The 12,102-nt window shown below is 57.0% G+C and carries 15 protein-coding genes and 2 pseudogenes; 15 read left to right on the top strand and 2 right to left on the bottom strand.

From position 1 onward, the window contains the following. Window positions 1–32 precede the first annotated feature (32 nt). Window positions 33–698: a DUF3299 domain-containing protein gene (locus tag WNE31_RS09425; protein ID WP_349979491.1), complete on the bottom strand. Its 666-nt coding sequence runs from the start codon at window positions 696–698 to the stop codon at window positions 33–35. A gap of 307 nt (window positions 699–1,005) precedes the next feature. On the opposite strand from WNE31_RS09425, the gene WNE31_RS09420 reads away from it, so the two are divergent. From WNE31_RS09420 to WNE31_RS09345, 15 genes and pseudogenes are all read left to right on the top strand, one after another. Further along, window positions 1,006–1,596 carry an AraC family transcriptional regulator gene (locus tag WNE31_RS09420; RefSeq protein ID WP_349979490.1) on the top strand — a complete coding sequence of 197 codons (591 nt, stop codon included), beginning with the start codon at window positions 1,006–1,008 and terminating at the stop codon, window positions 1,594–1,596. Beyond that, window positions 1,593–1,973, top strand: coding sequence for a helix-turn-helix domain-containing protein (locus WNE31_RS09415; protein ID WP_349979489.1), 381 nt, complete (start codon window positions 1,593–1,595; stop codon window positions 1,971–1,973). Before WNE31_RS09420 ends, WNE31_RS09415 begins: the two co-directional genes overlap by 4 nt. Before the next feature lie 120 nt (window positions 1,974–2,093). Further along, window positions 2,094–2,795 (top strand): aromatic ring-hydroxylating oxygenase subunit alpha, encoded by a 702-nt coding sequence (locus WNE31_RS09410; protein WP_349979488.1) that lies wholly within the window; start codon window positions 2,094–2,096, stop codon window positions 2,793–2,795. A gap of 12 nt (window positions 2,796–2,807) precedes the next feature. Beyond that, a complete protein-coding gene (locus WNE31_RS09405) occupies window positions 2,808–3,128 on the top strand; it encodes an SRPBCC family protein (RefSeq protein WP_349979718.1) in 321 nt (106 codons plus the stop codon). A 124-nt stretch (window positions 3,129–3,252) separates the two neighbouring features. Beyond that, window positions 3,253–4,758, top strand: coding sequence for a choline-sulfatase (gene betC, locus WNE31_RS09400; RefSeq protein ID WP_463407428.1), 1,506 nt, complete (start codon window positions 3,253–3,255; stop codon window positions 4,756–4,758). Continuing rightward, window positions 4,755–4,970 carry an SDR family NAD(P)-dependent oxidoreductase gene (locus WNE31_RS09390; protein WP_349979487.1) on the top strand — a complete coding sequence of 72 codons (216 nt, stop codon included), beginning with the start codon at window positions 4,755–4,757 and terminating at the stop codon, window positions 4,968–4,970. The genes betC and WNE31_RS09390 overlap by 4 nt, the downstream gene beginning before the upstream one ends. Before the next feature lie 49 nt (window positions 4,971–5,019). Next, window positions 5,020–5,550: an SDR family NAD(P)-dependent oxidoreductase gene (locus WNE31_RS09385; protein WP_349979486.1), complete on the top strand. Its 531-nt coding sequence runs from the start codon at window positions 5,020–5,022 to the stop codon at window positions 5,548–5,550. Window positions 5,551–5,749: 199 nt separating this feature from the next. After that, entirely contained in the window at window positions 5,750–6,286 is a 537-nt protein-coding gene (locus tag WNE31_RS09380) for a hypothetical protein (RefSeq protein WP_349979485.1), read from the top strand. Further along, window positions 6,283–7,211, top strand: a pseudogene (kce, locus tag WNE31_RS09375) (3,5-dioxohexanoate:acetyl-CoA acetone transferase). Before WNE31_RS09380 ends, kce begins: the two are co-directional and overlap by 4 nt. A gap of 143 nt (window positions 7,212–7,354) precedes the next feature. Further along, a complete protein-coding gene (locus WNE31_RS09370) occupies window positions 7,355–7,936 on the top strand; it encodes an aldehyde dehydrogenase family protein (protein ID WP_349979484.1) in 582 nt (193 codons plus the stop codon). Next, a pseudogene (locus WNE31_RS09365) lies at window positions 7,920–8,644 on the top strand (aldehyde dehydrogenase family protein). Before WNE31_RS09370 ends, WNE31_RS09365 begins: the two are co-directional and overlap by 17 nt. Next, complete coding sequence (locus WNE31_RS09360; RefSeq protein WP_349979483.1) at window positions 8,637–9,386, top strand: SDR family NAD(P)-dependent oxidoreductase; 750 nt, start codon at window positions 8,637–8,639, stop codon at window positions 9,384–9,386. Before WNE31_RS09365 ends, WNE31_RS09360 begins: the two are co-directional and overlap by 8 nt. Further along, window positions 9,386–9,892, top strand: a complete 507-nt coding sequence (locus WNE31_RS09355; protein WP_349979482.1) for a 3-hydroxyacyl-CoA dehydrogenase NAD-binding domain-containing protein — start codon at window positions 9,386–9,388, stop codon at window positions 9,890–9,892. The genes WNE31_RS09360 and WNE31_RS09355 overlap by 1 nt, the downstream gene beginning before the upstream one ends. 12 nt (window positions 9,893–9,904) lie before the next feature. Next, a complete protein-coding gene (locus WNE31_RS09350) occupies window positions 9,905–10,261 on the top strand; it encodes a 3-hydroxyacyl-CoA dehydrogenase family protein (protein WP_349979715.1) in 357 nt (118 codons plus the stop codon). Between the two features lie 141 nt (window positions 10,262–10,402). After that, window positions 10,403–11,104 (top strand): vWA domain-containing protein, encoded by a 702-nt coding sequence (locus tag WNE31_RS09345; RefSeq protein ID WP_349979481.1) that lies wholly within the window; start codon window positions 10,403–10,405, stop codon window positions 11,102–11,104. Between the two features lie 62 nt (window positions 11,105–11,166). On the opposite strand, the gene WNE31_RS09340 is transcribed toward WNE31_RS09345, so the two are convergent. Beyond that, window positions 11,167–12,060, bottom strand: a complete 894-nt coding sequence (locus WNE31_RS09340; protein WP_349979480.1) for a LysR substrate-binding domain-containing protein — start codon at window positions 12,058–12,060, stop codon at window positions 11,167–11,169. Between the last annotated feature and the right edge of the window lie 42 nt (window positions 12,061–12,102).

The raw sequence follows: 12,102 nt of genomic DNA, 5'->3' as shown, positions 1-12,102 counted from the left end.
GCCTAAACAACCAGGTCTCCGTCGGTCGCGCGTTACTGGCTGTATTCCAGCACGGAATCGGCCACCATTTTGTAGCTCACCGTCACTTCACCTGCACCATCCGAATAGGTGATGTCATGGTTCAGGATTTCGGATTCCAGCGGCCCTTCGATCCAGACCGGGTCATAAAGGCCGGTCAGTTCGACACCCTTGGGATAGGTCACATACACCATCTGGTTGGCAGGGGGTGGTGGCACATGGATACAGGCGCCAACCGTTGGGACCAGCAGGAATTCTGTCGCTCTGAGGCCATTGAATTCCAGCGGCAGGACATATCCTGCCAGTTTGATCTCTTTGCCAACCAATTCTTCGTTCGGCTGCGTATTCGCCTTTTCGTTAGCCGCCATGATAATCAGGCGCTGTTCGAAAAGCCAGTCGACATCCAGCCCTTCGGCGGCCAGGCCGGACCTCAGAGTCTTTATTTCTTCTTTGATCTCAACATCCAGCACACCGGGTTGTTCTGTCTCGTATCGCAAGAGCCTTGCGAGTCTCTGAAGTTGCTCCGTCTCCAGTTTGGCAAACGGGTTTTCGATCGGTTCTGCAGCGACCATCAAATCCTGCCAGTACACCTTTTTTGCATCGGCCAATGACAGACCTGCAGGCAGCGCAAATGCGCAACTTAGAGCGACTGTTCGGGCCATTTGAAACAGGTTAGCCATCAAGGTCTCCGTGTGATCGGTGAATGCGGTGGTCGGGTCAGAGAACAACCTGAGGAGTTCTACTCTTAAATGCAAGGCTGCAGGCACGTCACGACCGCGCAGCGTCCGTAACCTCACGCGATATTTATTCATTCGATAACATACCGGCCTTTTCCGCAAAGTATGAAACGTTGGAACAGCGACACCTGTTTGCATTCTTGCATTCCGGCGACCTTTGCCTACGCTGGTCTTCCTGATGAAGGAGAGTGCCTAAAAAGTTCTAGAACTTCTGATTATTGTGACGCCGAACTTCAACTTGGTGGCCACGGTGGGCTTTCTGGATCCATTTCGCGCGGCAAACTATCTGGACGGGCGCACATGTTACAAATGGACCCTTGCCTCGCCAGAAGGGGGGCTCTGCACGGCGAGCAACGGCGTAACGCTGCAGACACGCCCGATGTCAGAGGTGCAGAACCTGAGCTTCGACATTGTCATCGTGTCGTCCAGTTGGACGCCCGAAACGCATAACACTCCATCCATGCAAGCCGCCCTTTGGCGCTGGGCGCGGCAAGGAAGAACGCTCGGCGCGCTGGATACCGGCGCTTTTATTCTGGCCCGGGCGGGGCTGCTGAAGGACCGAAGGGCGACAGTGCATCATGAACATATCGACGCACTGATCGAGATGTACCCCGATGTCGTGCCCAGCGAAGAACTGTTTGTATTCGATGGCCCTGGATCACCTGCTGTGGTGGTGCTGCGTCGGTTGATTTCGCACTGCACATCATTTTGGGGATACACGGGAATACGCTTGCCAATGCGGCCGCGCGCTATGTGTTTCATCAGAGCGTCAGGCCCCTTGGTGCCCTGCAAAGCCCAGGTAACGTGGAACCTCTGGGGCAACTTGCACCAGACAGTGTGAAACGCGCGATTACGTTGATGGAACGGAACCTGGAACAACCGCTATCAATCCCCGAAATCAGCAGGACAATTGGACTGTCCCAGAGACAATTGAACCGGTTGTTCACACGTTATGTGAACAATTCTCCGACGCTCTACTACCGCGATATCCGTCTCGACAGGGCACGCGGGCTGGTCACGCAGACCGAGATGCCGCTCGCCGAAGTGGCGATCGCCGCGGGATTTGCCAGCCAGGTGCATTTCAGCCGGGCCTATCGTCAACGCTTTGGTTTGTCACCCCGCAGTGACCGGGTCGAAGGGCGAGTACCCGTCGAATTCCGTGCATGGCCGATGCACCGCAAAAACAAACCTTCCGCACCAGAGGGCGAAAAAAGTTAACTAGATGGCTACCTGCGCACAAAACAGCCCACTCCCAAACAATTTGAAGACATTGCCCAAGGCTATGATGAAAACGCATCGGCATCTCTTTCGCTGCGGGCCGAAGCCTATACCGACGCGATGTGGTACAACATCGACCTCAAAGAAATCATTGCCAAAACCTGGCAATGGGTTTGCCACGTAGAAAAGCTGCGCGAGCCGGGCAGCTATGTCACGGTCGAGATTGCAGACCAGCCGATAGCCATCGTACGAGACCGCGAAGGCGTGCTTCGGGCCTTTTACAATGTCTGCAAACACCGTGCGCACGAACTGCTTTCGGGTGAGGGCAACACCACGCGCATCATGTGTCCCTATCACGCCTGGGTTTACAAACTTAACGGCCAACTGGTGCGGGCACCGCATACTGAAAACCTCGAAAACTTCGACCCCGGACAGATTTGCCTGCATCAGGTAAAGGACGAGGAATTCTGCGGCTTCATCTATGTAAACCTCGACAACACGGCAAAACCGCTTGCGGAATTGTCTAGTGATCTGGAAACGGAGATCACATTTTGGGCCCCGGATATCGGGGACCTGACTTTTGCCCACCGTCTGACCTATGATATCGAATCCAACTGGAAGAACGTCGTCGACAACTTCCTCGAATGCTATCATTGCCCGTCGGCGCACAAGGATTTCTGCACGCTCATCGAGATGGACACGTACAGGGTGACCACACATGGCATTTATTCCAGTCATGTGGCGGATGCCGGAAACGCCGCGAACAGCGCCTATGATGTGTCCAACGCGACGGTAAAAACCCATGCAGTGTGGTGGCTTTAGCCCAACACCTGCATCATGCGCTATCCGGGCCGATCGAGCATGACCATCCTGAACATTATTCCCGCAGGTCCGGATCGCACACTGGAAACCTATGATTTCTTTCTGGAAACCAAGGAACCTAACGAGTCAGAGGTCGAGTCCATCCGTTATCTCGACGAAGTGCTACAAGCTGAAGACATTGCCATCGTTGAAAGCGTGCAAAAGGGCATGAGCACAGCAGCCTTCGACTCGGGCTGTATCGTCAATGACCCTGACGGGTCTGGCATGTCGGAACATGCGGTGCATCATTTCCACGGTCTTGTTCTGGACGCCTACAAACTGGCGGCGCAATGACAAGCGCCCTTCCCTGCAAACCGATGAGCTTCGAGCCCCCCCCGATAGGCTGACATCTCGTGTCACAGTCACTCATCAAACGCAGGAAAAAGGAACGTCTCAAAAACCGAATATCTTGGTTGTCATGGCCGACCAACTGGCGCCGCACTATTGCGGGGCTTACGGGCACCCTATCGCAAAAACCCCGCATGTGGATGCGCTTGTGGCCCGTGGTATGCGCTTTGACGCGGCCTATTGCAACTCGCCGCTTTGTGCCCCTTCGCGGTTTTCCATCATGTCTGGTCAGTTAATCAGTCGGATCGCCGCCTATGACAACGCCTCCGAGTTTCGAGCAACCGTGCCGACATTTGCCCACTATCTTCAGATACTCGGGTATCGCACCTGCCTGTCCGGCAAAATGCATTTTGTCGGGCCAGACCAGAAACATGGCTTCCAGGATCGTGTAACCACCGACGTTTACCCCGCGGATTTCGCATGGACTCCAGATTGGGAAGCCCATGATGAACGGATCGATAAGTGGTATCACAACATGCAAACGGTCAAGGAAAGCGGCGTTGCCGTGGCGACTTTCCAGACCGACTATGACGACGAAGTCAGCTTTGCTGCGCGCATGTGGTTGATCGACAGGGGACGAGACCGTGCACATGGCGCGGAAACGCCTTTTGCCTTGGTGGCCAGCTTCATCCATCCCCATGACCCCTATGTCGCACAGCCTGAATGGTGGAACCTTTATGAGGATGCAGAGATTGACATGCCTGCCTTCACTCTGCCCTCCGAAGACCAGGATCCGTTCTCGCGCCGGGTCATGGACGGGATCGAGGCAAACCATGTGCCACTGACTGAAGAGGAGGTCTGCCGCGCGCGCCGTGCCGACTTGGCGAATGTCAGCTATTTCGACAGCAAGCTGGGTGAAATCGTCAGAACACTCGAGGATATCGGGGAACTGAACAACACGAGCCTGATTGTCACAGCCAACCATGGCGACATGCTGGGAGAGCGCGGGTTGTGGTACAAAATGAATTTCTTCGAACAGTCGGCGCTTGTCCCACGGATCATGGCCGGGCCGGGCATTGCGCAGGGCACAGCCCAGAACGCCTGTTCGCTGCTTGACCTGTTGCCGACCTTCATTGATGCCGCAGAAGGATCGCTCGATATGCTGGGCGACATCATAGACGGACGTTCGCTGTTGCCCTTAGCGCGGGGTGAAGCTGACCCTGTGGATGAAGCCATTGGCGAATACTGCGCCGAGATGACTCCCTATCCTGTGGTCATGATCCGGCGCGGCGCCTTGAAATACATCCACTGCGATGTGGACCCGCCCCAGATGTATGACCTTTCGAAGGATCCCGCAGAAAGAACCAACATTGCCGCTGATCCTGAATATGCAGAGGCGGCAGCCGCGTTCGAAGCCGAAGTCAAAGCGCGCTGGGACGGCGAGATACTGCGTGCTGACGTGATCGCAACCCAGAAATCCCGTCGCGCCCTGCACGCGGCAATGGCGACGGGGTCCGGAGAACACTGGGTACAACCCGCCATCAGACGCAAGTCAGCAGTATGTGCGCAACCACATGGATTGGACCGAAGCCGCGGACCGTTACAGGTTTCCACCCCTGAAGGAGGCATAGGATGAAACTCGAAGGAAAAATTGCCATGGTTACCGGCGGTCGCGGCGGCATTGGCAGGGCAATCGTCGCGCGCTTTCTGTGCGAAGGGGCGACTGTCTATGCGGCAGACCTGACCAGTCAGGGTTCTCTTGCCGACGCATCCGATCATGACAGCCGCTTCATTGCGATGAACGTGGCCGATGAGGCATCAGTGAAATCGGCCATGGATCAGGTGTAAAGGGACTTTGGCAAGTTGGATATCCTCGTCAATGCTGCTGGCAGCGAAATTGAAAAAAAACATCGAGGACACAACCCTTGACGAATGGAACCAGAGTTTCGCAGTCAACTGTACGGGCACCTTCCTGACGTCAAAATATGCCCTGCCCCTAATGAGACAGGCAGCGGCATTTGGTACAACGGCCAGCCTGATCAACTTCGGCAGCTATGACGGCTCTATCGCCGATCCGGGGCTGGCGGCTTATTGTGCGACGAAGGGAGCCGTTCATGCGTTGACCCGCGCGATGGCGTGCGATCATGGGCCCGAAGGCATTCGTGTGAACGCGATTTGCCCCGGCTATATCGACACGCCGATGCTCCAGAGCTTTTTTACCGGCGATGGATCGGGCGCGGGTGGCAAGACCATCGACCAGTTGCAACAGGCGGTGCGGGATGTGCACCCGATGCGGACTTATGGCACACCCGAGGATATTGCGAACCTCGTGAACTGGCTTGCTTCGGACGAAGCTCGCTATGCCAGCGGGCAGCTTTGGGTGTTGGATGGCGGACTGTCGGCACAAGTTCAGCAGATGAAACTCTGAGCAAGCAGAAGAGTCAGCACATGAAGTTTCGCACGACAGAACAGGCCACACGCAACTCCGTGACAGGCATCTGGGGTGTACTTAGAGCTGCAGCGCCCGAAACCCACGCGTCGGACTTGGGTCAGTTCACAGTCTTTACTCAGTTCACAGTCTTTACAATGAACAAGCGGAGGACGCAGGGTACCCTGCTGGATCGCGCATGAGCGAAGATTTTGAACGCATGCTGTCGGGTGGCCATCCAAATTCACTTGGTCGTACGATCGAGGTAGTTGAGACAGTGCTCGCAGTCCCCACCCGCATGGACGAGCTTTTGGGCTGTTACAAAAGCCAAGACGGGGTCGTACGTTTGCGGGTTTCGAACGCCCTGCGAAGGGTTCAGGCCCGGCAACCGGACCTGATCGTTCCATTGATTGACAAACTGATCGAAGAGATCGGCGCGTTGGATCAGGCCTCAGCTCAATGGACACTGCCAAAGTTATTTGAAGGCGCCCATGCAGAGATGTCAGAAATGCAAAGGGCCCGCGCCGTTGGTCTGGTAAAGCGGAACCTCGAAGTCCATTCCGACTGGATCGTATTGAACAATTCCATCGAGTATCTCGCGACACTTGCAAATGACTACGACGCGCTGAAGGATTGGTTGCTTCCGCATCTGAGCCGACTTTCGGATGAACCACGCAAATCCGTGGCCAGACGGGCCGGAAAGTATCTAGGCAAGCTGGAGGCGAAGCAGACATGAGCAAACCAGTCATCATCACCTGCGCGCCGACCGGTGGCATTCATACGCCGACGATGTCGGAGCACCTGCCGGTCACGCCCACCGAGATCGCAATCGCCAGCATCGCGGCGGCCAAGGCTGGGGCGTCGATCATTCACCTGCATGCGCGGGACCCGGAAACCGGCAAACCCGACCCCGATCCGGACCTGTTCATGGGTTTCCTTCCCCGTATCAAACAGGCAACGGATGCGGTGAGGAATGTCTCGACCGGTGGCGGGCTGGGCATGTCGCGCGAGGAACGCTTGCGTGCGGCGCTGCGGGCCAGCCTCGAAATGGCGAGCATGAATATGGGATCCATGAACTTTGGCATTTTCCCAATGCTCGACAAGTATTCAAACTGGAAGCACGCTTGGGAGCCCGAATTCCTGAACATGACCCGCGACTTTATCTTCCGCAACACGTTCACCGAAATTGAATACGCGCTGAAAGAACTTGGCGAAGGTCACGGCACGCGGTTCGATTTCGAATGCTATGCTCTGGGGCATCTCTATAACCTTGCGTGGATTATTGATCAGGGCTGGCTGCAAGGGCCGATCTTTGTGCAGATGGTTTATGGTATTTTGGGCGGGGTCGGGGCCGATCTCGACAATCTGATGCACATACACACCATCGCAAACAAACTGTTTGGAGATGACTACGAATGGTCCGTGCTGGCCGCCGGACGGCATCAAATGCCCTTCAGCACACAGAGTGCACTGCTAGGCGGCAACGAACGGGTGGGTCTTGAGGACAGCCTCTATATCGCCCCAGGTGAAAGGCCGTATCGAGCGCGCAGCAAGTCAGCAAAATTCGCAACATCATCGAAAACCTGGGGCTGAAGGTGGCCGCTCCGGCCGAGGCGCGGGTGCGCCTCGGGTTGAAGGGTAGCGATCAGGTCGCGTTCTGAGAGGAAAAGAACATGCAAACAAAGATGCTGATCAACGGAGAACTGGTGGCGGGCAACGGCGAGGCTTTGCCGGTAATTGACCCTGCAACCGGAGCGGAAATCGCACAGGTGAACGAGGCCAGCGCAGACCAGGTCGAGCCGCTGTGCGCAGCGCAGAAGAGGCTGCTGAAACCTTCTCGCGCAGCCCGCCTGCGGATCGTGCGGCGTTTCTGCTCGGGATTGCGGATTGCCTTGAGGCCCATCAGGACGAGTTGGCAAAACTGGAAAGCCTTGACGTCGGCAAACCGTGGCCCTCTGCCCGCGATGACGAGATGCCTCTGACCATCGATACATTCCGGTTCTTTGCAGGCGCGGCGCGGACCATGACGGGGTCTGCCGAGGGTGAGTATGTCGAAGGCCACACCAGCATGATCCGGCGCGACCCAGTCGGGCCGGTTGCCGCGATTGCACCATGGAATTATCCACTGATGATGGCGGCATGGAAGCTCGCCGCACCGATTGCGGCTGGGTGTAGCGTTGTCCTTAAACCCTCGGAAGTGACGCCACTCTCGACTTTGCGGGCGGCAGAGTTGCTAAATGAGATCCTGCCCAAGGGCGTGTTGAACGTGATCCACGGGCACGGGCCCACGATTGGCGATCAGCTGATCAATAGCCCTCAGATGGAGGCAGTCACCGTCACTGGCAGCCCGGCCACAGGCATGGCGGCCTATGCGGGCGGCAGGTGAACAAATCCGCCATGTCCACTTGGACCTGGGTGGCAAGGCCCCGGTGATCGTCTTTGACGATGCCGATATCAACGCGGTGGCCGAAACCATCCGGTATGGCAGCTTCTTCAACGCGGGGCAGGACTGTGCCCAACCCTGCCGCGTGATGGCGCAGGACGGGGTTTATGACAAGCTGGTGGCCGCGATCGAAGCGCAGGTCAAGGAAATCCTGGTCGGGACGCAACGCGAGGAAGGCACCGAGATGGGGCCGATTGTGTCGACAGCCCAACGCGAAAGAGTGGCCGCCTTTGTCAACCGCGCCAGTGGCGCCTGCGAGGTTGTCACAGGTGGCGCTGCAGGGGATCGTGAGGGGTTCTTCTATCAGCCGACTGTTCTGGCCAATGTGGCCAATGACGCTGAGGTTGCGACGCATGAGGTCTTGGGTCAGTGGTTACGCTGTCGCGCTTTTCCGATGCGGAAGACGCTTTGAAAACCGCCAACACGGGACGCTACGGCTTGGCGTCTTCGGTCTGGACCGCGAATGTCGGCCGGGCCATGCAGTTAACAAGCCGCCTGCACTATGGCTTTACATGGGTCAACACGCATGGGGTCGGCACACCCGAAATGCCCTGGGCCGCGATGAAAGGATCGAGAACAGGCTGCGACATGAGGGTCTATGCGCTGGATGCCTATACCTCGGTCAGACATGTGATGGTGGCCCATGGATAAACCGACAGCCATCGTGATGGGCAGCAGCCGGGGCATCGGACGCGCGATTGTCGACCGGTTGCTGATCGAGGGTTACAACGTTGCGACCTGCGGGCGCGGCACACGGCCTGATGATTTGAACGTAGCCGCGTACTGGGTTCAGGCGGATGTCTCATTTACCGGTGATGCAGAAATGCTCGTCCAAGAGGCCAAAAGTGTTTTTGGGCGGGTATCAGTGTTGGTCAACAACGCTGGTGTTCAGATTGAGAAGACCGTCGCCGAGAGCGAGGACAACGACTGGGACCTTGTGATGAACGTCAATTGTAAAGGTGTGTTCAACATGTGCCGCGCCGCACTGGCGGACATGACTGAACACGGCGGCAACATTATCAATATCGGCTCGATTTCCGGCATGGTATCAGACCCGTCCATGGCGCTCTATAACGCGTCCAAGGCGTGGGTTCATGGGCTGACACGCTCGATCGCTGTCGATCACGGGCCCAAGGTGCGTTGCAACGCAATCCGACCGGGCTGGATCATGACCGAGATGGCCGAGGATGCTTTTGCGCTTGCAAAAAGCCCCGACGCGGCAATGGTGGACGCCCTCTCGCGCCATCCAGTCGGACGCTTTGGAACGCCCAACGACATTGCAGATATGGTGACGTGGCTGACCTCGGATCAATCGGCCTATGTGACCGGCGAATGCTTTACCGTGTATGGCGGCATGACGGCAGCCTCCCCTCTTAACCCGGGATTGTTCTGATGGTTTTTCAACACACAGCCTGCCTTGGCGGCGGGGTCATTGGCGCAAGTTGGACGGCGCTTTTTCTCGCATCGGGTCGGTCTGTTGCTGTATTCGATCCTGCGCCCGACATTGAAACACGCGTCCGGGATTATGTTGAAACTGCATGGCCGACTCTGGCCGAACTGGGGCTGACAAAGGACGGAAATTCGGATGCGATCAGCTTTCACAGATCTGCGGCCGAGGCAGTCAAGGGCGCGGGACTCGTGCAAGAGAACGTGCCCGAACGATTGCCCATCAAACACGCGACTTTTGCCGAGATTGAGCCGGTTCTTGAACCGGATGCGATCGTCGCAAGCTCGGCCTCGGGGTTTATGCTGAGCCAGATGCAGGGCGGTTGGAAAACCCCTGCGCGCTTTGCCTTAGGGCACCCGTTCAACCCACCGCACCTTATTCCTCTGGTCGAAATCCTTGGAAATGGCAAGACAACCGAAGGCGTTGTCGAGGTCGCTCAGCGCTTTTACTAGGCCGTCGGAAAAATCACGATCAGACTTCAAAAGGAAAAGAACGGACATGTCGCAAACCGTCTGCAAGCGACAATCTGGCGCGAGGCGATCAGCCTTGTGCTGGAAGGCGTCGCCAGCGTCGAAGATGTGGACAAGGCGGTTTGGGCCGGCCCCGGCCTGCGTTGGGCGGCGATGGGCCCGACCATGTTGTTCAATCTTGGCGCGGGCGAAGATGGCCTACAGTCCTTCTGCGACCACTTTGCCGACACGTTCAACGGGTGGTGGGATGATCTTGGGCAAGTCTATCTTGACGGGCAAGTGGCACAGCAGTTGATAGCCGGTGTGGAAGACCAGTCGCGCAGCCGTCCGCAGGCAGAATTGTCGGCGTAACGCGATGCCTTGATTACCGCGATGCAAAAGGCGACCGCAGGTCTGCGGTAAGCCCCCGAGCCCCATATACACAAGATGCCAGGACGCGGCCGCATTTGCTTTTGTTTGGACAACTCTCGGGTCAGGTGCCAAACTGGAACCATGAAACCCCTGCTCAAGATTGGTCTGCTTGCGTCGTGTGCGCTTGCATTTGGCACCAGTGCTCCAGAGGCACAGATCGGCGATTGTTCTGTCGACGCCATGCTGGTGTTTGATGGCTCTGCGTCCATGGACGAGATCAGCTTTGAAAGCGGCCCCAACACCCGCATCGTGGAAGCACGACAAGCGATCCGTCGCGCGATGCCGGACATTGCGCCCTATCGAAGGGTGGGCCTTATGATTTATGGACCGGGCCCAAATGGCGCTTGTCAGAACCTAGATCTCCGTTTTGGTCCGATTGAAAACGCAGACGGTCCGGTGATAGACGCCGTTGAGGCGCTGCGCCCCGATGGTCTTACACCGCTGACCGAAGCGGTCCGCCAAGCCTCAGAGGCCCTTGAGTACCGCATCAACGCGGGCGTCGTGGTTCTTTTGACCGATGGAAACGAAACCTGCGGCGGACGGCCTTGCGACATGGCATCTGCGCTCAAGGCGACAGCCCGTGACCTGACGGTGCATGTGATCGGATTTCGCGCCGAGGTCGATTTTTTCGCGTGGAACAACCCCGAGCAAGACCCAGAAAACACAACCACCGTAGCCCGTTGTCTTGCAGATGAAACGGGCGGGTTGTTTGTCACAACCGAGACCGTCGAAGAATTGGTCGCAGCTCTTCAACGTACGCTTGGTTGTCCGGTTATCGGGTGAGCTTCTTGCATGCGGAGGTGGGGTGCGACCGCAAAAGCGGCATCTCAATGTGACAGCTTGCGCTAGGACAAAATCCAATCCCGCACCAGAACAGCTTCGTTCGACAGGCCCTTGCTCTTGGACCAAACGAGGTAAAATCCCTTGCCCGTGCGCCATTGCCATTCCTTGCGCGCGGCCAGCAAGCCCTGCGCGACCAAACGATCCGTCACATGTTGCCAGCCAAATGCGAACCCCTCACCAGCCATGCAAGCCTGGATCACCAGAGCGTAATCATTCAGGCGCAGACCGCCTTTCGCCTCGATATTGCGAATGCCGAAATGGGCAAACCAGTCTCGCCAACTTGGGCGTTCGCGCACCGGTTCCTCAAGGTGGATAAGGCGTTGATGAAGCAGGTTGGGCAGGCTGCGCAGATCGACCGCCGCCGCCATGGTGCTGGGCGAGGCAATCGGATATATCACCTCTTCCGCGATCAACGCGCTTTCGCAACCAGGCCAGTCACCGGCACCACGACGCACGGCGAGACTTATGTTTTCGGCATCAATGTCAGGTTCGCGGTCACTCGATTGAAGACGCAAATCAATTGCGGGATGGCGCGCCTGTAAATCGGCAAGACGTGGCATGATCCAGTAATTGTTAAAGGCCGTGGACGCATTCAGCGTGACATAATCGGGCCGCGTGCGCTGCCGTATGGCGTTGGCAGATTCGGCAAGGTATTCAAAGGCATGTGTCACATCTGCGAACAGCCGTTCCCCCACCGAGGTCAGCGAAACCTTGCGATGACTGCGCGCGAAAAGCGCAACGCCAAGGCTCTGTTCCAACCGCCGGATTGAGGCACTGACAGCGGGCTGTTGCACGTTCAGTTCCTGCGCCGCCCTGGTAAAGGACCCCAATCGCGCTGCGGCTTCAAAAACCACAAGATGGCGAGGCGAGGCGAGATGTTTCCACAAATTTTGCATAATTTGAAATTATCCAAAGCATTTCTTTTTTCAAGCGTCACA

The organism is Shimia fortis (assembly GCF_040225985.1).
Lineage (GTDB): Bacteria > Pseudomonadota > Alphaproteobacteria > Rhodobacterales > Rhodobacteraceae > Shimia.
Note: the sequence above shows the minus strand (reverse complement) of the source record. Positions and strands in the feature narration are given on the sequence as shown.

What these genes read in the sequence shown, in the direction of transcription:
- WNE31_RS09425 (WP_349979491.1), bottom strand. Translation starts at nt 698, where the DNA reads ATGGCTAACCTGTTTCAAATGGCCCGAACAGTCGCTCTAAGTTGCGCA.
- WNE31_RS09410 (WP_349979488.1), top strand. Translation starts at nt 2,094, where the DNA reads ATGTGGTACAACATCGACCTCAAAGAAATCATTGCCAAAACCTGGCAA.
- betC (WP_463407428.1), top strand. Translation starts at nt 3,253, where the DNA reads ATGGCCGACCAACTGGCGCCGCACTATTGCGGGGCTTACGGGCACCCT.
- WNE31_RS09390 (WP_349979487.1), top strand. Translation starts at nt 4,755, where the DNA reads ATGAAACTCGAAGGAAAAATTGCCATGGTTACCGGCGGTCGCGGCGGC.
- WNE31_RS09380 (WP_349979485.1), top strand. Translation starts at nt 5,750, where the DNA reads ATGAGCGAAGATTTTGAACGCATGCTGTCGGGTGGCCATCCAAATTCA.
- WNE31_RS09360 (WP_349979483.1), top strand. Translation starts at nt 8,637, where the DNA reads ATGGATAAACCGACAGCCATCGTGATGGGCAGCAGCCGGGGCATCGGA.
- WNE31_RS09355 (WP_349979482.1), top strand. Translation starts at nt 9,386, where the DNA reads ATGGTTTTTCAACACACAGCCTGCCTTGGCGGCGGGGTCATTGGCGCA.
- WNE31_RS09345 (WP_349979481.1), top strand. Translation starts at nt 10,403, where the DNA reads ATGAAACCCCTGCTCAAGATTGGTCTGCTTGCGTCGTGTGCGCTTGCA.
- WNE31_RS09340 (WP_349979480.1), bottom strand. Translation starts at nt 12,060, where the DNA reads ATGCAAAATTTGTGGAAACATCTCGCCTCGCCTCGCCATCTTGTGGTT.